Below are 17,919 nucleotides of genomic sequence, written 5' to 3'. Positions count from 1 at the left end.
CCGGCCGACGACGTGGCCCTGCTGGTGGCCCGGGTGCGGGCCCTGCCCGAGGGGGCCACCGCCGCCTGGCGGTTCACCGCCGACCCCACCGTCGTCGCCCGCGCCCGCCAACTGGCCACCGACCGGCTCACCGGCTGGGGACTGGAGGAACTGACCTTCACCACCGAGCTCATCGTCAGCGAACTGGTCACCAACGCCGTCCGCTACGCCGGCTCGCCCGTCGAACTGCGCCTGATCCGCGACAAGACACTGATCTGCGAGGTCTCCGACCCCAGCCAGACCCAGCCCCACCTGCGCCGCGCCCGCCTCACCGACGAGGGCGGCCGCGGCCTGTTCCTCGTCGCCCAGCTCGCCCACCGCTGGGGCAGCCGCTACACCGCCTCCGGCAAGACCATCTGGACCGAACAACCCCTCCCGGACGCGCTCTGACCACCGGCCGGTCCGCCGCCGGCCGGTGGTCGCCGCCGCTGTCCGCCTTCCGGGATGACGGTGTGTCAGCACCCGTGACACGGTGTTGAATTGGGGACATGACAAGCGACCGCACCCACCCGCGTCCCGGTCCCCTACCCGGCTCCGCGGAGGACCGGACGGTCCGGGAGGAGAACTGGTACGGCCGCGTCCTGTCGGACCGGCACGTCCACACCGGACACACGTTCTCCGGCACGGACTGGACGGAGGTCGTGAACCGGGGTGCCGTCTTCGACGGGTGCGTCTTCACCGGGGTGCGCTTCAACGGCTCCCGGCACACCGGTGCGGTGTTCACCGACTGCGTCTTCCACCGGTGCACCTTCTTCGACGTCGGCTTCACCGACTGCACCCTGCGGGGCAGCGTGTTCCACCGGTCGACGTTCACCCTGCTGGAGGTGGTGCGCGGCGACTGGTCGTCCGTCGGCCTGCCGGGAGCGGATCTGCGCGGGGCGTCCTTATGCGGCGTCGGGATGAGCCGGGCCGACCTGACCGGGGCCCGGCTGGAGGAGGCGGTCGTACGGGGGACGGATCTGTCCGGGGCGGTACTGCACGGTGCCCGGCTGGAGGGTGCCGATCTGCGCGGCAGTGAGCTGCCCGTCCTGAATCCGGCCGCCGTGCGGCTGACGGGCGCCCGGATAGACGCGGCACAGGCCGCCGCCGTCGCCGAGTCGCTGGGGCTGCGGGTCCGCTGAGCGCCCGCCGGACTCCGCGGCCGCGGCGGAAGCGGGCCGCGGCGGGGAGACGGGTGAGGGAAACGGGCCCCGGGTCCGTAGAGCGCTGTGGGAACGGGTCCCGCGGCGGCCGGGAGGGCCGCCGCCGCAGCAGGAGGAGTCCACGGCATGCGCGCTGTCCGGGTCGCCGAGTTCGGTCCGCCCGAGGTACTGCGGGTGGCGGAGGTGCCGGATCCGGTGCCGGGCCACGACGAGGTGCTGGTCGACGTGGCCGCGGCCGGCGTCCAGTTCGTCGAGACACTGGTGCGGGCGGGGCGGTCGGCCGCCGTGCCCCGTCCGTACACGCCCGGCCGGGACGTCGCGGGAGTGGTCCGCGCGGTGGGCCCCGGCGTGGATCCCGCGCTGGTGGGCACCCGGGTCTCCGGCCAGACGGCGAGTTCCGGCGGAGGGTACGCGGAGCGCGCGGTCCTGCCCCGCCACTCGCTGCACCCGCTGCCCGGGAGTGTGTCGCTCCGCGACGCCACCTGCCTGCTGGGCCCGGGACTCACCGCGGTGAGCCTGGTGGAGGCGGCCCGGGTGCGCGCCGGGGAGACCGTCCTGGTGGAGGCGGCGGCGGGCGGGGTCGGCAGTCTGCTGGTGCAGCTGGCGAAGATCGCCGGAGCACGGGTGATCGGGGCGGCACGGGGCCGGAAGAAGCTGGCGCTGGCCGAGGAGCTGGGCGCGGACGCCACGGTGGACTACGGCGTGGAAGGCTGGGCCGACCGGGCGCGGCGGGCCGCGGGCGGGCGCGGGGTGGACGTGGTGTGGGACTCGGTGGGCGGTGCGGTCGGCCGTCGGGCCGTGGAGACCCTCGCCCCGGGCGGCCGGTTCGTCGTCTACGGCATCGCCTCCGGCAGCGGTACCGAGATCCCCGGCGCCCTGGTCTACGGACGGGGCCTGACCGTCATCGGCTACGGCGCCGGCAACCCCGTCATCGACCACTCACGGCGCCACGCGCTCCAGGCCCGCGCCCTGGCCGAGGCCGCCGTGGGGCGTCTCAGGCCCGTCGTCGGGCAGTGCTTCCCGCTGGAGGAGGCCCCTCGGGCACACGAGGCACTCACCGCCCGCGCGACCGTGGGCAAGGTACTGCTCATTCCCTAGTGCCGCGTCGGCCGGAACCCCGGGCGGGAGCGCCGCATGCGGCTCCCGGTCGCGACCGCCTCCTCCCGGCCCCGGAAGCCCGGGAGGACCACGGCACCAGGGCGTCTCGCCGCCGGGCGTACCCCGGCTGACTGACGCGGTACCGGACCGCGGACCTCCCGGTCCGCTGTGGGAGTGCTGTGGGAGTGCTGTGGGAGTATCGGCGGCGGGTATTCCCGAACCTCCCGCCCGCACGGCCGGTGATCCCGTCCCCGGGCACACGACGCGACACCCGAAGGAGCGCTCCATGGCGCAGGACGCCGCTGTCCCCTCCACCCGGCCCGGTACCGACGCGCCCGGTGTGGCGGCCACCGTCGCCTCGCTGATGCCGCTGGCCCGCACCGAGCTCACCGAGCTGGTGGCCTTCAGGTCGGTGGCCGACCCGGCGCAGTACCCGCCCGAGGAGTGCGAGGCGGCGGCCCGCTGGGTGGCGGACGCGCTGCGTTCCGAGGGCTTCACGGACGTGGCCCTGCTCGACACCCCGGACGGCACGCGCTCCGTGTACGGGTACCTGCCCGGCCCGGCCGGCGCACCGACCGTGCTGCTCTACGCCCACTACGACGTGCAGCCGCCGCTGGACGAAGAGGCCTGGCTGTCCCCGCCGTTCGTCCTGACCGAGCGGCAGGGACGCTGGTACGGGCGCGGCGCCGCGGACTGCAAGGGCGGCTTCGTCATGCATCTGCTCGCACTGCGCGCGCTGAAGGCGAACGGCGGGGTCCCGGTCGGCGTCAAGGTGATCGTCGAGGGCTCGGAGGAGCAGGGCACCGGCGGTCTGGAGCGCTACGCCGAGGAGCATCCGGAGCTGCTGGCCGCCGACTGCGTCGTCATCGGGGACACCGGCAACTTCCGCCGCGGGGTGCCCACCGTCACCGCGGCGCTGCGCGGCATGACCATGGTGACGGTGCGGGTGGACACCCTGGCGGGCAACCTGCACTCCGGGCAGTTCGGCGGCGCCGCCCCGGACGCGCTGGCGGCGCTGATCCGCACCCTGGACTCGCTGCGCGCCGAGGACGGCTCGACCACCGTCGACGGGCTGTCCTCGGACACCTCCTGGGACGGCCTGGAATATCCCGAGGAGGACTTCCGCGCGGACGCCAGGGTGCTCGACGGGGTGGAGCTGACCGGCTCGGGCACCGTCGCCGACCGCGTCTGGGCCCGGCCCGCCGTCACCGTGCTCGGCATCGACTGTCCGCCGGTGGTCGGCGCCACCCCGTCGGTGCAGGCGAGCGCGCGGGCGCTGGTCAGCCTGCGGATCCCGCCGGGCGTCTCCCCCGACGAGGCCACCGCGCTGCTCACCGCCCATCTGGAGGCCCACGTCCCCTGGGGCGCCCGGGTACGGGTGGAGCAGGTGGGCCGGGGGCAGCCGTTCCGCGCGGACACCACCGGCCCGGCGTACACCGTGATGGCCGAGGCGCTGCGCGAGGCGTACGACGGTGCCGAGATGCGGATCGCCGGGCAGGGCGGCTCGATCCCGCTGTGCGGCACCCTGGCCGCGCTCTACCCGGAGGCGGAGATCCTGCTGATCGGGCTGAGCGAGCCGGAGGCGCAGATCCACGCCCCCAACGAGAGCGTCTGCCCCGAGGAGCTGCGGCGGCTGTCGGTCGCCGAGGCGCTGTTCCTGCGCGGGTACGCCGAGGCCGGACGCGGCTGAGCCGGTCCCCGGTCCGGGAGCCCGAGCCTCCGGACCGGGTCCCGCCCGTCCGGCGGCCGGCCGGACGGGCCTCATCCGCCGACCGGGACACCCGCCTCCAGGTTGAGGGCGGTGCCCCGCTCCCGGGCCCGCAGTGCCCAGTGCAGCCGGTCCCGGCGCACCGGGGGCAGCAGTCCGGCCGCCTCCCGCTCGGTGACGAAGCGCCAGCCGCGCAGTTCCGCGCCGGGCAGCAGCATGCCGCGGGCCGCGCTCCCGGTCAGCACTCCGCCGTCGAAGAGGAGCCGCAGGCCGCCGTGGCCCGGCGGCACCGGCGGCTCCCAGTCGACGACCAGCAGCCGCGGCTCGGTGTCCAGCCGCAGCCCCAGTTCCTCCGCCACCTCGCGCATCCCGGCCCGGGCGGGCGGCTCGCCGGGCTCGACGACGCCGCCGGGGAACTCCCAGCCGGGTTTGTAGGTCGGGTCGACGAGCAGCACCCGGTCCCGCTCGTCGAAGAGCAGGACCCCGGCCGCCACGGTCTGCGCGGTCGGCGCCGGGGTCTGGACGATGTCGCAGGCACCGGCGCCGGCGAGCACCGCCCGGGCGACCCGCTCGGCGGTCTGCCGGGGCGTCAGCGCCGAGGCGTCGACGGTGTACGCGTCGTCCCGGAGCCAGGACAGCGCCCGCCGGTACTCCGCCGACCGGTCCCCGGGCGGGGTCTCCCCGCCCGGGGCGACAGGTCTTCGCAGGATCGTTTCATCTGTGTGCAGCAGTACATGGCACACCGGGACACGGCGGGCCGCCAGCCCGCCGAAGATCTCGTCGCGGTACTCCTGCCGCAGCAGTGTCATCGGGACCACCAGGGTGCCGCCCACCTCGTCGTGGAGAGCGGCGGCCGTCTCCACCACCAGCCGCCGCCAGACGGGCAGGTCCTGGTGGTCGGCCACCTCCTCCAGCCGCTTGCGCGGCAGGACCGCGCGCAGTTCGCCGGCGATCCGCCCGGGGTCGAACAGGGCACCTCCCGGGAACAGCTCGGCCAGCTCGCGGGCCACGGCGGTCTTGCCGGCACCACAGGCGCCGTTCAACCAGACGATCACGGTCCCCCTCCTCCGTCGTCCCGGTTCACTTGCCCGCTCGGCACCGTCCCGGAAACGCACGGCGGCACCGGAAGGCCGCCGCCGCTCCCGTCACTCCGGGCGGCCCAGCACCTCCCGGCAGGCCGCCGCGGCCCCCACCAGTCCGGCGTCCGTGCCCGTCCCGGCCGGTACGACCTCCAGGTGCCGGACGAAGGAGAGCGTGGCGTACTCCTTCAGCGTCCGGCGCAGCGGCGCGAACAGCACCTCTCCCGCCTGGGCCACTCCCCCGCCGATCACCGCGAGGTCGATCTCGACCAGGGCCGCGGTCGCGGCGATCGAGGCCGCCAGCGCCCGCGCGGCGCGCTCGAAGGAGGCGGTGGCCACCGGGTCGCCCGCCCGGGCGGCGGCGGCCACCGCGGCGGCGCCGGCCGCGCCGTCCGGTCCCGGCCGCCAGCCGTCCGCCAGGGCCCGGCGCGCGATGTTGGGCCCGCTGGCGAAGCCCTCCACACAGCCGCGCGCCCCGCACGGGCAGGGCTCGCCGCCGAGTTCCACGCTGAGGTGGCCGATGTGGCCGGCGTTGCCGGTCGGTCCGGGGTGCAGCCGGCCGCCCAGGACCAGCCCTCCGCCCACGCCGGTGGAGACCACCATGCACAGGACGTTGTCCCGGCCGCGCGCCGCGCCCTGCCAGTGTTCGGCGGCGGTGATCGCCACCCCGTCCCCGACCAGGGTCACGGGCAGCTCCCCCACCCGCTCGCGCACCCCGGCGACCAGGGGATAGTCCCGCCAGCCGGGGATGTTGACCGGGCTCACCGTGCCCCGCCCGGCGTTCACCGGCCCGGCGCTGCCGACGCCCACGGCCGCCACCCGCCCCCACTGGGGCGCGGCCCGCAGTTCGCCGAGCACCTCGGCCACCGCACCCATCACGGTGCCGCCCGGCTCCCGGGCCGGGGTCGGCCGCCTGGCCCGCAGCAGCACCCGGCCCTCACCGTCCACCAGCGCGCCCGCGATCTTGGTGCCGCCGATGTCGAGGGCAGCGAGAAGGTCCTGGTCCATGAGCGGCAAGTCTCACCCATTCCTGACAACGTTGTCCACTCCGCTGCCGGCCCTGGCCGGGCATGGTGTTCTGCGGCATCATGCTCAGCGGCGACGGCACGTCCCCCGCGGTCCCACAACCCGCGGCCGCTTCGCCGCCCGCCATGCCGACAGAACAGGACCTCAGTGACCGACACCGCACAGCCGGCACGATCCCACCGACGCCGCTACGGTCTGCGGCCCACGATGAAGGACGTGGCGGCGCGCGCCGGAGTCGGGCTCAAGACCGTCTCCCGGGTCGTCAACGGCGAGCCGGGCGTCACCCCCGACACCGAGCGCCGGGTGCAGGAGGCCATCACCGCGCTGGGTTTCCGCCGCAACGACAGCGCCCGCGTCCTGCGCAAGGGCCGCACCGCGAGTGTCGGCCTGGTTCTGGAGGACCTCGCCGACCCCTTCTACGCCCCGCTCAGCCGTGCCGTCGAGGAGGTCGCCCGGGACCACGGAGCGCTGCTGATCAACGGATCCAGCGCCGAGGACGGCGACCGCGAGCGGGAGCTGGTGCTCGCCCTGTGCGCCCGGCGCGTGGACGGGCTGGTGGTCATCCCCGCCGGCGACGACCACCGCTATCTGGAGCCGGAGATCGCCGCCGGGATCGCCACGGTCTTCGTGGACCGCCCGGCCGCGCGCATCGAGGCCGACGCGGTGCTCTCCGAGAGCTTCGCCGGAGCCCGGGACGGCGTCGCCCACCTCATCGCCCACGGCCACCGCAGGATCGGCTTCGTGGGCGACCTGCCGCACATCCACACCGCCGCCGAGCGGCTGCGCGGCTACCGCGCCGCGATGGCCGGGGCCGGGCTGCCGGTGGACGGGTCCTGGATCGCGCTCGGCCCGACCGACCCGGCACGGGTACGGGCCGACACCGAGCGCATGCTGGCCGGGGGCGGCCCGGCCGAGCCGGTCACCGCACTGCTGACGGGCAACAACCGGATCACCGTCACCGTGGTACGGGTGCTGGCCGCTCTCCCCCGGCGCGTCGCGCTGGTGGGCTTCGACGACTTCGAGCTGGCCGACCTGCTGACCCCGCCGGTCACCGTCATCGCCCAGGAGCCCGCCCTGCTGGGCCGCAGAGCCGCCGAGCTGCTCTTCCGGCGGCTGGACGGTGCCGCCGACCCGCCACGCCGCGTGACACTGCCCACCCGGCTGATCCCGCGCGGCTCGGGGGAGATACCGCCGCAGCCGTGACCCCGGCGGCTCCCTCCGCACCACCACCGGGACCGCACGCGGCGGGGCCGCGCGGCCCTCCCCGGTCGCGCGGCCCCGCCGTGTGGTGCCGTCCTGCTTCTGCCGGTCAGCCCTTGCGGGCCTTGACCTCCTCGGTCAGCTGCGGAACGACCTGGAAGAGATCACCGACGACGCCGTAGTCGACCAGGTCGAAGATCGGGGCCTCGGCGTCCTTGTTGACGGCCACGATGGTCTTCGAGGTCTGCATGCCCGCCCGGTGCTGGATGGCGCCGGAGATGCCCGCCGCGACGTACAGCTGCGGCGAGACGGTCTTGCCGGTCTGGCCGACCTGATGGGTGTGCGGGTACCAGCCGGCGTCCACCGCGGCGCGCGAGGCGCCCACGGCCGCGCCGAGCGCGTCGGCCAGGTCCTCGATGACCGCGAAGTTCTCGGCGCCGTTGACGCCGCGGCCGCCGGAGACCACGATCGCGGCCTCGGTCAGCTCGGGGCGGCCGGTGGACTCGCGCGGGGTGCGGGAGACGACCCGAGTGCCGGTGGCGGTCTCGCCGAAGGTCACGGCGAGCTGCTCCACCTCGCCCGCGGCCGGGGCGGTCTCGGGGGCGGCGGAGTTGGGCTTGACGGTGATGACCGGGACGCCCTTGCTGACCCGGGACTTCGTGGTGAAGGAGGCGGCGAAGACCGACTGGGTCGCCACCGGGCCCTCGTCACCGGCCTCCAGGTCGACGACGTCGGTGATGATGCCCGAGCCGATGCGCAGCGCCAGGCGGGCCGCGATCTCCTTGCCCTCCGTGGAGGAGGGCAGCAGGACGGCGGCCGGGGAGACGGCCTCGACCGCGGCCCGGAGCGCGTCCACCTTCGGCACGACGAGGTAGTCGGCGAACTCCGGCGCGTCGGCGGCGAGCACCTTCACCGCGCCGTACTCGGCCAGCGTCGGGGCGGCCTTGTCGGCACCGCCGCCCAGGTGCACGGCGACCGGGTCGCCGATACGGCGGGCCAGGGTCAGCAGTTCGAGGGTGGGCTTGCGGACGGCGCCGTCCGTGTGGTCGACGTAGACAAGGACTTCAGCCATGGGAGTGCTCCTGCGGGAGTTGCGAGGACGGTTGAGGAGGATCGGGGGGTCAGATGAACTTCTGGCCCGCGAGGAACTCGGCGAGCTGCTTGGCGCCCTCGCCCTCGTCGGTGACGATCGTGCCCGCGGTGCGGGCCGGGCGCTCCGTGGCGTCCTCGACCTTCGTCCAGGAGCCCCCGAGACCGACCTCGTCCGCGTCGATGTCCAGGTCGTCCAGGTCCAGCGACTGAACCGGCTTCTTCTTGGCGGCCATGATGCCCTTGAAGGAGGGGTAGCGCGCCTCGCCGGACTGGTCGGTCACCGAGACCACGGCCGGGAGGGACGCCTCCAGCTGCTCGGTCGCGGCGTCGCCGTCGCGGCGGCCGGTGACCTTGCCGTCGGCCACGGAGACCTCGGACAGCAGCGTCACCTGCGGCACGCCCAGGCGCTCGGACAGCAGCGCGGGCAGCACGCCCATGGTGCCGTCGGTGGAGGCCATGCCGCAGACGACCAGGTCGTAGCCGGTCTTCTCGACCGCCTTGGCCAGCACCAGGGAGGTGCCGACGGCGTCGGTGCCGTGCAGGTCGTCGTCCTCGACGTGGACGGCCTTGTCCGCTCCCATGGACAGCGCCTTGCGCAGCGCGTCCCGGGCGTCCTCGGGCCCCACCGTCAACACCGTGACCTCGGCGTCATCGGCACCCTCGGCGATCTGGAGCGCCTGCTCGACGGCGTACTCGTCGAGCTCCGACAGCAGGCCGTCCACGTCCTCGCGGTCGACGGTCAGGTCGTCGGCGAAACGCCGGTCGCCGGTGGCGTCGGGCACGTACTTCACACAGACAACGATCCTCAAGCTCACGCCGGCTCTCCTACTTGCGTCGATTACTGGCAGCCTCGTCCTCACAGGCAGCATAGGCGCCTGGTCGGGCGGATTCCGGTCCGGTGGGGCCGGCTCTCCATCCAGGATATTACTCGTCAGTATACTTTTCCCCTACCCACCTCCCGGACCGGTGAACTGTGACCTTCCCAACGGCTCACACCGCCTCGCCGAGCGCCGCCCCCTCACACCGCCTCGCCGAGCGCCGCCCCCTCACACCGCCTCGCCGAGCGCCGCGATGATGTCGACCTTGCGCGGCAGACCGGCCGCCCGCCGCACCACCCTCCCCCGCGCGTCCAGCACCAGGACGGTGGGAGTGCTCGTGATCCCCAGCGCGCGCACCAGCTCCAGCCGGGACTCGGCGTCGACCTCGACATGGGCGACGCCCCCCACCATGCCGGAGACCTCCGCCAGGACACGCCGGGTGGCCTGGCAGGGCCGGCAGAAGGCACTGGAGAACTGGACCAGGGTGGCCCGCTCCCCCAGCCGTTCCGCACCGATCTCCCCGGCGGTCAGCCACTCCCCCGCGCCCCGTCCCCGCATCGCCGTCCTCCCGTGTTGCCCACGCGGCATTCCTGAGGTGCCGACTCCGGCACCGCCTTCCGCAGCACCCGCCACCGCCCCCGTCATTCCCGGATCCGGCCACCGCGTGCACGAGCGAACGGCCCCAGGGACCACAGACACAGCGGTGGCGCGCCCGACGATGGCCGGGAGGGGACGGGGAGGGGCGGGTGCTCCGGACACTCAAGCGTTATTTGCGGCCAATGAGCGGCTCAGGAAACGTGACACGTCCACGGCCGTAAATAATGCCGTCCGGAGTACCCGCCCCGGACCGGCCCCGCACCCCCCACCCACCGCACCCGCGCCCGCAGGCCCCCGGCACCCCGGCGCCCGGACCGCCCCGGCGACGTGACGAAGATCTCTCCGGCCCGCCGCGCCCGGCACTGGGCAGAGAAGTTACGCACACGTAGGTTCGGGTAGACCAGCCGGGAGAACCCTCCCCAGGCAGCTCACAGAAGGGTCCTCCCCGCATGGCAGAACTGGTGTATCCACCCGTCATCGGCGCGGCGCGCGCCCTGTTCAAGTCCCTCGACCTGCGCTTCGACATCGAGGGCACCGAGAACATCCCGCGGCACGGCGGTGCCGTGCTGGCCAGCAACCACATCGGCTACCTCGACTTCGTCTTCGCCGGGCTGACCGCCCGGCCCGCCAAGCGGCTGGTGCGCTTCATGGCGAAGGAGTCGGTCTTCCGGCACAAGGTCTCCGGACCGCTGATGCGCGCCATGAAGCACATCCCGGTGGACCGCGCCCAGGGCGAGCACGCCTACCGCCACGCGGTGGATTCACTGCGCTCCGGCGAGATCGTCGGGGTCTTCCCCGAGGCGACGATCTCGGAGTCCTTCACCCTCAAGCGGTTCAAGACGGGTGCGGCCCGGATGGCGCAGGAGGCGGGCGTCCCGCTGCTGCCGGTCGCCCTGTGGGGCACCCAGCGGCTGTGGACCAAGGGCCGCAAGCGGGACTTCGGCCGCAACCACTTCCCGATCACCATCCGGGTGGGCGAGCCGCTGCGGGCCGCGGCGGGCGAGTCGGTGGCCCAGCTCACCGAGCGGCTGCGCGACCGGGTGCAGGAGCTGCTGGAGGCGGCGCAGCGGGCGTACCCGGTGCGGCCCCAGGGCCCGGACGACACCTGGTGGGTCCCCGCCCACCTGGGCGGTACGGCACCGGCCCAGGCCCAGGCGCGGTAGGCCCGGTACCCAGGCCCGGTGCCCCCGCGCCCGCCGTCACAGGGACACCGGCAGCAGCCGGTCCAGCTCCGTCCGGTCGGCCGACCGCCGCAGCGCGTCGAGGACAGGGGCGGGCGGAGCGGCGTACAGGACGGGGATGTCGTACTGCCCCGCCGCCGGGTCCGGGGTGTACGCGAGGCGTTCGCCGTCGAGGGAGAAGCGCGCGTCCACGCCGGGCCTGTTGCCCCTCGGGTCCTGGCGGGCCCAGGGGCGGCCGGGCAGCTTCACCGCGACCAGGCCGTGCACGACTTCCAGCTTCTGGTAGCACAAGGCGGCCGGGATCCCCGCGTGGCGGAGCAGCGCGGCCAGCGCGTGCGACTTGGCGTAGCAGATGCCGTTGCGGGTGGCCAGCACGTCCGAGGCGCGCCAGGCCACCCGCGGGTCGCCGCTGTCGTAGGAGTGCGGGACGGCGTCGCGCACGAACTCGTAGGCGGCCCGGGCATAGGACTCGGGCTCCGCACCGGCCGAGGACCGCAGCCGCGCGGCCGTCCGCGCGACCAGCGGATGCCGGTGGTCGACGGCCTCGTCGGCGGCGAGGTAGGCGGACAGCTCCAGGGCCTGCTGGGTCAGCTCCATGGCCCGGCACCCTAGCCGGGCGCGGACCGGCTCACCTCCCCATTTCCTCCCGCAGGGCGGCGACGAAGGCGTCCACGTCCTCCTCGGTGGTGTCGAAGGCGCACATCCAGCGCACGTCCCCGGCCGCCTCGTCCCAGAAGTAGAAGCGGTGGCGCTTGCGCAGCCGCTCGCCCGCCTCGCGCGGGAGCCGGGCGAAGACGGCGTTGGCCTGCACGGGGTGGAGGATCTCCACGCCCTCGACGGTGCGCACCCCCTCGGCCAGCCGCCGCGCCATGGCGTTGGCGTGGGCGGCGCCGCGCAGCCACAGATCGCCGGCGAGCAGCGCCTCGAACTGCACCGAGACGAAGCGCATCTTGGAGGCGAGCTGCATCGACAGCTTGCGCAGGTGCTTCATGGCCCGCACCGCGCCGGGGTTCAGCACGACGACGGCCTCGCCGAAGAGCATGCCGTTCTTGGTGCCGCCGAAGGAGAGCACGTCCACGCCCGCGTCCGTGGTGAACGCCCGCAGGGGGACGTCCAGCGCGGCGGCGGCGTTGGCGATGCGGGCGCCGTCGAGGTGGACGGTCATGCCGTGCTCGTGGGCGGTCTCGCAGATCGCCCGGATCTCCTCGGGGGTGTAGACGGTGCCCAGCTCGGTGTTCTGGGTGATCGAGACGACCTGGGGCGTCGCGCGGTGCTCGTCGTCGAAGCCGTACGCCTCCCGCCCGACCAGGGCGGGGGTGAGCTTGCCGTGCTCGGCGGGCACGGGGAGCAGCTTCAGCCCGCCCACGCGCTCGGGCGCGCCGCACTCGTCCACGTTGATGTGGGCGCTGTCGGCGCAGATCACCGCGCCCCGGCGGTCGGTGAGCGCCTGGAGGGCCACCACGTTGGCGCCGGTGCCGTTGAAGACCGGGAAGACCTCCGCGGCGGGCCCGAAGTGGGCGCGGAAGACCTCCTGGAGGTGGGCGGTGTACTCGTCACCGCCGTAGGCGGTCTGGTGGCCGCCGTTGGCGAGGGCGAGCGCCGCCAGGATCTCCGGGTGCGCGCCGGCGTAGTTGTCGCTGGCGAAGCCGCGTGCCCGCGGGTCGTGACGGCGGCGGGCCGCCGTCACCGGTGCCTCCCCCGGCCTCCTCACCGGTGTCTCGGTCGGGTGGGTCGCTACGGTTGCGGGGTCAGCCACAGGCGGTGTCCGTTCACTTCCTCGGCGGGCTCGTCCCACAGTCCGGTGATGGCCTCGGCCAGCTCCCGGACGTCGGTGAAGCCCGCGAACTTCGCGTTCGGGCGCTCGGCGCGCATCGTGTCGTCCACCAGCGCCTTGACCACCAGGATGGCAGCCGCGGCGGGCGGCCCCGCGACCGCCCCCCGGCCCGCCTTGCGGAAGGAGTCGGCCAGGGCCAGGGTCCACGCCTCGGCCGCGGACTTGGCCGCCGCGTAGGCGGCGTTGCCCGCGGTGGGCCGGGTGGCGCCGGAGGCGCTGATCAGCACGTAGCGGCCCCGGCCGCTGCGGCGCAGGGCCCCCTCGAAGGCCAGGGAGGTGTGCTGCACGGTCCGCACCAGCAGCTTCTCCAGCAGTTCCCAGTGGGACAGGTCGGTCTCCGCGAAGGCCGCCGAGCCGCGCCAGCCGCCCACCAGGTGCACCAGGCCGTCGATCCGGCCGTACTCCTTCTCGGTCCGGGTGGCCCACTCCCGGGTGGCGTCCAGGTCCAGCAGATCGATGATGTCGCCGGTGACGGTGGCTCCGCCGTGCGCGAAGCGGGCCCGGTCCACCGCGGCGGCCAGCCGTTCGGCGTCATAGTCGGCGGCCACGACCGTGGCCCCCCGCTCGGCCAGCCGCAGCAGCGCGGCCTGCCCGGCCGGTCCCGCCGCGCCGGCGACGGCCACGACGGCGCCCTCCAGCGGACCGCCGTTGCCGTTGCCGTTGCCGGAGATTGTGGTCATGGTGCTCGCCCCTCTGTGCTCCCGGTCGTGCGGTCGTGCTCCCCGGTGTGTTCCCGGTCCGGTTCTTCCGGCCCGTGACCCGGCGGCTTCGGGGTTCCCCCGTCCGCGGGGCTCACGCCGCCGCCGGGAGGCCGGACTCGGCGGTGATGCCCTTCGTCGAGGCGATCACCTTCCGCAGCTTCCTGGCCAGCGCCTCGTAGAACATGCTCAGCGGGAACTCGTCCGGGAGCACCTCGTCCACCAGTTTGCGCGGCGGGAGGCTGAGGTCCAGGGCGTCGGGGCCCTTGGCCCAGGTCGAGCCGGGGTGCGGGGCCAGGTAGGCCGACACCAGCTCGTACGCCTTGAACCAGTGGACCAGCTTCGGGCGGTCGATGCCCTCCCGGTAGAGGGTCTCGATCTCCTCGCGCAGCCGCGCGGTCACCTCGCGGGCCCGCTCCCAGTCGACGGCGAGCCGGTTGTCCCGCCAGCGCAGCGCGTCGTGCCTGTGGAGGTAGGCGAACAGCAGCTGGCCGCCCAGCCCGTCGTAGTTGCGGTTGCGCTCGCCGGTGACGGGGAAGCGGAACAGGCGCTCCAGCAGTACGGCGTACTGCACGTCGCGGCCCTGCGGGAAGCCGTCCGCGGCCAGCTTCCCGGCCTCGTGGAAGGCGGTGAGGTCGCAGCGCAGCTCCTCGATGCCGTACATCCAGAACGGCTGGCGCTGCTTGATCATGAACGGGTCGAAGGGCAGGTCGCCGTGGCTGTGGGTGCGGTCGTGGATCATGTCCCACAGTACGAAGGTCTGCTGGGCGCGGCGCTGGTCGGTCAGCAGGCCGCGGGCGTCCTCGGGCAGTTCCAGCTCGGTGACCTCGCAGGCGGCCTCGACCACCCGGCGGAAGCGGGCCGCCTCGCGGTCGCAGAAGATGCCGCCCCAGCTGAACCGCTCCGGCGCCTCGCGCACCGCGACGGTCTCGGGGAAGAGGACCGCGGAGTGGGTGTCGTAGCCGCTGGTGAAGTCCTCGAAGGCGATGCCGAGGAAGAGCGGGTTGTCGTAGCGGGTGCGCTCCAGCTCGGCCAGCCAGTCCGGCCAGACCACGCGCAGGACGACGGCCTCCAGATTGCGGTCCGGGTTGCCGTTCTGCGTGTACATGGGGAAGACGACCAGATGCCGGCGGCCGTCGACGCGGTGGGCGGCGGGCTGGAAGGCGAGCAGGGAGTCCAGGAAGTCGGGTACGCCGAAGCCGCCGTCGGCCCAGCGGCGCAGGTCGGTCACCAGCGCCCGGTGGTACGCCGCGTCGTGCGGCAGCAGCGGGGCGAGCTCCTCGACCGCCGACACGGCCTTTTCCAACAGGTGCTCGATCTCGGCGCGCGGGGGGACTCCCTCGGCGCCGAAGTCGATGGAGCCGTCCTTGCGCTGGGCAGGGCGGATGGCCTCGACGGCCTCCTTGAGCACCGTCCAGGCGGGGTGGTCCACAACACGCTCGGCGAACGGGCCGTCGGCGGCCCGGTCCTCGTCCGTCGCCACCGCGGGCGAAAGGATTTCCGTCATCACTACCCCCTTCACTGGAGAAACTCTTGCCCCAGCACCGTAGTCACGAAGATCTCTTCAATCAACTCGGCGGGAAGCAAATCCTTCCGCGATACGCCTCCAACGCCGACGGTTTTCCTGCTTGCGTGCACCGAAACAGAAGAGATGCCCGTACTTGCCGGGACTGCCGTAACCGCCGCCCTCAGCCGTCGTTACGGAAGAGCCCCTCGCCGGGGCCCGCGCCGACGGCTCCGGTCCGGCGGGCTACCCTGGCGGCGCTCACCCGCCGTCCCCCCACCGTTCACACCCGTCGTCCACACTGCCGTCCGTACCCGTCCGCGGCACCGCCGCGGGCACCGCAGGAAAGCGAGTAACACGCCGTGCCACTGCTCACCGTCGGGCACCGCGGGGTGATGGGTGTCGAACCGGAGAACACCCTGCGCTCCTTCGTCCGGGCCGAGCGCGAGGGCCTGGACGTCATCGAACTGGACCTCCATCTGAGCCGGGACGGCGCGCTGGTGGTGATGCACGACGCGGAGGTGGACCGCACCACCGACGGCACCGGCCCCGTGGCCGGGATGACGCTGGCCGAGCTGCGCGCCCTGAACGCGGGCCTGGGCGAGCGGGTACCGGTCTTCGAGGAGGTCGTGGACGCGGTCTCCGCCCCGCTCCAGGCCGAGATCAAGGACCGCGCCGCGGCCCGGGTGCTCGCCGGGGCCATCGAGCGGCGCGGGCTGCACGAGCGCGTCCGGGTGATCTCGTTCCACGACGACGCCCTGCGCGAGATCCGCGGGCTGCTGCCGGACATCCCCGTCGCGCTGGTCACCGGCAGATCCACCTCCACCGCTCCCGAGCGCGCCCGGGAGCTGGGCGCGGAGATGGTCTCCTGCGAGTTCCGGTGGCTGGCGGCCGAGGTCGTCGAGCGCTGTCACGCGGCCGGCGTCGAGGTGATCTCCTGGACGGTCAACACCGACGCGGAACTGGCCCGTGCCCGTGAGCTGGGCCTGGACGGGGTGGTCACCGATCTGCCCGCCATCGCCCGGAAAGCCGTCAGCGAAGAGGTTTGACCAGCAGCTCGAACTCCAGGCCGGGCCGCCGCGGGATGCCGAAGCGCTCGTCCCCGTACGGGAAGGGACTGCGCTGCCCGGTGCGGGCGTAACCGCGGCGCTCGTACCAGGCGATCAGGTCCTCCCGGGCGGTGATCACGGTCATCTGCATCTCCCGGGCCCCCCACTCGGCCCGCGCCAGCCGCTCGGCCTCGGCCAGGACCCTCCTGCCCAGCCCCGCGCCCTGGAGCCCGGGCCGCACGGCGAACATCCCGAAGTACGCCACGGTCCGCCCCGTCCCGTCCGTACGGCGCTCCAGATGGCAGCAGGCGAGGAGCTCGGCGTCCCGCTCGGCCAGCAGGATCCGGCTGCCGGGGGCCGCGATGAGCCCGGCGACGCCCTCGGGGTCGGTGCGCTGCCCGTCCAGCAGGTCGGCCTCGGTGGTCCAGCCCGCCCGGCTGGCCTCTCCCCGGTAGGCCGACTCCACCAGGGCCACCAGCGCGGGGACGTCGGCCCGGGCGGCGGCACGGAAGTCCGGGGACGGCGGGACGGTGTCCGGGGAGGCCGGGACACACGGGGCGTTCAGGGCGTCCGGGGAGTGCATGGACAGGAGCCTAATCGGCCGGTTCGCCCCCCGGCCCGCGGGGGCGGGGGCGTTAGGCTCCGCACCATGGTGCACGTACTGAGCAGCCGGACGCTGCTGCGTCCCACCGACCCCGACCGCTCGCGCGCCTTCTACGGCGGAACGCTGGGGCTGGCCGTCCACCGGGAGTTCGGCACCGGGCCGGAGCGCGGGACCGTCTACTTCCTCGGCGGCGGCTTCCTGGAGGTCTCCGGGCGGTCCGACCGGCCGCCCGCTCCCGGGCTGTGCCTGTGGCTCCAGGTGGCCGACGTCGCCGCGGCCCACGAGGAGCTCCGCTCCCGCGGGGCGACGGTGCTCCGGGAGCCCCGGCGGGAGCCGTGGGGGCTGGTGGAGATGTGGATCAGCGATCCGGACGGGGTGCGGATCGTGCTCGTCGAGATCCCCGGGGACCATCCACTGCGCTACCGGCCCGGGATCTGAACCGGTCCCGGACCGCCGCGCCCCGCCCGTGCCCCGCCCGTGCCACGTCCGCGGCGTGCCCCGGGCACGCTCCCCGGGTACTCCCGCGCGCTCCCGTGCCGGAACACGGCACCGGGCATCCTCCCGGCGGGACCGGCCGGAAGTGGCCGGGGCGGTCGGGGCGGTCGGGGCGCTCGGGGCGGTCGGGGGAGGCGCGCGGTGCACGGTCCGGAAACGGTCGGCTGGCCGCTGGCGGCGCTGTGCGCCGCGGTGGGCGCGTACTGCCTGCTGCGGATGCGCGACGGCGGGCCCGGGCAGCGGCGGACGGCCGCGGGCGAGGCACTGATGGGCTTCGGCATGGCGGTGATGGTGCTGCCCGTCCCGGTGGCGCCGCTGCCGCCGGTGGTCCTCGCGGTGTTCTTCGGCGCCGTGGCGGGGCGGGAACTGCTGCTGGTCCGGCACGCTCCGGCCCACCACCTGCACCATGCCGTCGGTGCGCTGGCCATGGTCCACATGGTGCTCCCCCTGGCCGCCGCGCCGGCCGGGCAGCACGGGGAGCACGGTTCCCACCCGGCCGGGACGCCGGTGGCCGGCTGGGTGCTGCTGGCCTACTTCGCGGGGTACGTGCTGCGCACGGGCGCCCGGCTGCTCCCGGGGCACGGACCGGACGGCTGCGGCCCGTGCGGGGGTGTCCCCGGCCCGTGCGGCGGTGCGGTGGGGATCAGGGGCACGGGGGCCGCGCTGCTGCGGCTGCCGGAGGTGGCGGCCGCCTGCCGGGTGGCGATGGGCATCGGGATGTTCACCATGCTGCTCGCCCCGTGAGATGAGGTGTG

The 17,919-nt window shown here is 74.4% G+C and carries 19 protein-coding genes; 9 read left to right on the top strand and 10 right to left on the bottom strand.

Features of this window, described 5'->3' with window-relative positions; genetic code table 11:
• The 4 genes from CUT44_RS04535 to CUT44_RS04520 form a co-directional block, all read left to right on the top strand.
• The coding region (locus tag CUT44_RS04535; protein WP_146252170.1) for an ATP-binding protein at nucleotides 1-429 on the top strand (429 nt) is incomplete at its 5' end.
• A 98-nt stretch (nucleotides 430-527) separates the two neighbouring features.
• On the top strand, nucleotides 528-1,160 hold the full coding sequence (locus tag CUT44_RS04530; RefSeq protein ID WP_100200801.1) for a pentapeptide repeat-containing protein: 633 nt from the start codon (nucleotides 528-530) through the stop codon (nucleotides 1,158-1,160).
• Nucleotides 1,161-1,307: 147 nt separating this feature from the next.
• The gene (locus CUT44_RS04525; RefSeq protein ID WP_100200800.1) at nucleotides 1,308-2,279 is read left to right on the top strand and encodes a zinc-binding dehydrogenase; all 972 of its coding nucleotides are present in this window, start codon (nucleotides 1,308-1,310) and stop codon (nucleotides 2,277-2,279) included.
• A 286-nt stretch (nucleotides 2,280-2,565) separates the two neighbouring features.
• Nucleotides 2,566-3,969 carry a dipeptidase gene (locus tag CUT44_RS04520; RefSeq protein ID WP_100200799.1) on the top strand — a complete coding sequence of 468 codons (1,404 nt, stop codon included), beginning with the start codon at nucleotides 2,566-2,568 and terminating at the stop codon, nucleotides 3,967-3,969.
• 71 nt (nucleotides 3,970-4,040) lie between these two features.
• Here CUT44_RS04520 and CUT44_RS04515 read toward each other — a convergent pair whose 3' ends face one another.
• Both CUT44_RS04515 and CUT44_RS04510 read right to left on the bottom strand, forming a co-directional pair.
• A complete protein-coding gene (locus CUT44_RS04515) occupies nucleotides 4,041-5,042 on the bottom strand; it encodes an NUDIX hydrolase (RefSeq protein WP_100200798.1) in 1,002 nt (333 codons plus the stop codon).
• Between the two features lie 90 nt (nucleotides 5,043-5,132).
• Nucleotides 5,133-6,074: an ROK family protein gene (locus CUT44_RS04510; RefSeq protein WP_100200797.1), complete on the bottom strand. Its 942-nt coding sequence runs from the start codon at nucleotides 6,072-6,074 to the stop codon at nucleotides 5,133-5,135.
• 165 nt (nucleotides 6,075-6,239) lie between these two features.
• Here CUT44_RS04510 and CUT44_RS04505 point away from each other — a divergent pair, with 165 nt between their 5' ends.
• Nucleotides 6,240-7,295 (top strand): LacI family DNA-binding transcriptional regulator, encoded by a 1,056-nt coding sequence (locus tag CUT44_RS04505; RefSeq protein ID WP_100200796.1) that lies wholly within the window; start codon nucleotides 6,240-6,242, stop codon nucleotides 7,293-7,295.
• A 106-nt stretch (nucleotides 7,296-7,401) separates the two neighbouring features.
• On the opposite strand, the gene CUT44_RS04500 is transcribed toward CUT44_RS04505, so the two are convergent.
• The 3 genes from CUT44_RS04500 to CUT44_RS04490 form a co-directional block, all read right to left on the bottom strand.
• On the bottom strand, nucleotides 7,402-8,364 hold the full coding sequence (locus tag CUT44_RS04500; RefSeq protein ID WP_100200795.1) for an electron transfer flavoprotein subunit alpha/FixB family protein: 963 nt from the start codon (nucleotides 8,362-8,364) through the stop codon (nucleotides 7,402-7,404).
• Between the two features lie 49 nt (nucleotides 8,365-8,413).
• A complete protein-coding gene (locus CUT44_RS04495) occupies nucleotides 8,414-9,199 on the bottom strand; it encodes an electron transfer flavoprotein subunit beta/FixA family protein (protein WP_100200794.1) in 786 nt (261 codons plus the stop codon).
• A gap of 231 nt (nucleotides 9,200-9,430) precedes the next feature.
• Nucleotides 9,431-9,790, bottom strand: coding sequence for a thioredoxin family protein (locus CUT44_RS04490; RefSeq protein WP_408646708.1), 360 nt, complete (start codon nucleotides 9,788-9,790; stop codon nucleotides 9,431-9,433).
• A 458-nt stretch (nucleotides 9,791-10,248) separates the two neighbouring features.
• On the opposite strand from CUT44_RS04490, the gene CUT44_RS04485 reads away from it, so the two are divergent.
• Nucleotides 10,249-10,962: a lysophospholipid acyltransferase family protein gene (locus tag CUT44_RS04485; RefSeq protein WP_100200792.1), complete on the top strand. Its 714-nt coding sequence runs from the start codon at nucleotides 10,249-10,251 to the stop codon at nucleotides 10,960-10,962.
• Nucleotides 10,963-10,998: 36 nt separating this feature from the next.
• Here CUT44_RS04485 and CUT44_RS04480 read toward each other — a convergent pair whose 3' ends face one another.
• The 4 genes from CUT44_RS04480 to CUT44_RS04465 form a co-directional block, all read right to left on the bottom strand.
• Complete coding sequence (locus CUT44_RS04480) at nucleotides 10,999-11,577, bottom strand: transglutaminase-like domain-containing protein (protein WP_100200791.1); 579 nt, start codon at nucleotides 11,575-11,577, stop codon at nucleotides 10,999-11,001.
• Nucleotides 11,578-11,608: 31 nt separating this feature from the next.
• The gene (locus CUT44_RS04475) at nucleotides 11,609-12,736 is read right to left on the bottom strand and encodes a threonine aldolase family protein (protein ID WP_408646707.1); all 1,128 of its coding nucleotides are present in this window, start codon (nucleotides 12,734-12,736) and stop codon (nucleotides 11,609-11,611) included.
• Nucleotides 12,715-13,494, bottom strand: a complete 780-nt coding sequence (locus tag CUT44_RS04470; protein WP_100200789.1) for an SDR family oxidoreductase — start codon at nucleotides 13,492-13,494, stop codon at nucleotides 12,715-12,717. The genes CUT44_RS04475 and CUT44_RS04470 overlap by 22 nt, the downstream gene beginning before the upstream one ends.
• Before the next feature lie 112 nt (nucleotides 13,495-13,606).
• Nucleotides 13,607-15,019 carry a DUF6421 family protein gene (locus tag CUT44_RS04465; protein WP_100200788.1) on the bottom strand — a complete coding sequence of 471 codons (1,413 nt, stop codon included), beginning with the start codon at nucleotides 15,017-15,019 and terminating at the stop codon, nucleotides 13,607-13,609.
• Between the two features lie 359 nt (nucleotides 15,020-15,378).
• Here CUT44_RS04465 and CUT44_RS04460 point away from each other — a divergent pair, with 359 nt between their 5' ends.
• Entirely contained in the window at nucleotides 15,379-16,065 is a 687-nt protein-coding gene (locus CUT44_RS04460) for a glycerophosphodiester phosphodiesterase (protein WP_100200787.1), read from the top strand.
• On the opposite strand, the gene CUT44_RS04455 is transcribed toward CUT44_RS04460, so the two are convergent.
• Nucleotides 16,049-16,648 (bottom strand): GNAT family N-acetyltransferase, encoded by a 600-nt coding sequence (locus CUT44_RS04455; protein ID WP_100200786.1) that lies wholly within the window; start codon nucleotides 16,646-16,648, stop codon nucleotides 16,049-16,051. The genes CUT44_RS04460 and CUT44_RS04455 overlap by 17 nt on opposite strands.
• Before the next feature lie 66 nt (nucleotides 16,649-16,714).
• Between CUT44_RS04455 and CUT44_RS04450 the strand changes: the two genes are divergently transcribed.
• Both CUT44_RS04450 and CUT44_RS04445 read left to right on the top strand, forming a co-directional pair.
• Nucleotides 16,715-17,107 carry a VOC family protein gene (locus CUT44_RS04450; protein WP_100200785.1) on the top strand — a complete coding sequence of 131 codons (393 nt, stop codon included), beginning with the start codon at nucleotides 16,715-16,717 and terminating at the stop codon, nucleotides 17,105-17,107.
• Nucleotides 17,108-17,305: 198 nt separating this feature from the next.
• Nucleotides 17,306-17,908 (top strand): DUF5134 domain-containing protein, encoded by a 603-nt coding sequence (locus tag CUT44_RS04445; RefSeq protein WP_100200784.1) that lies wholly within the window; start codon nucleotides 17,306-17,308, stop codon nucleotides 17,906-17,908.
• The last annotated feature ends 11 nt before the right edge of the window (nucleotides 17,909-17,919 follow it).

The organism is Streptomyces carminius, assembly GCF_002794255.1.
GTDB classification, from domain to species: domain Bacteria; phylum Actinomycetota; class Actinomycetes; order Streptomycetales; family Streptomycetaceae; genus Streptomyces; species Streptomyces carminius.
Note: the sequence above shows the minus strand (reverse complement) of the source record. Positions and strands in the feature narration are given on the sequence as shown.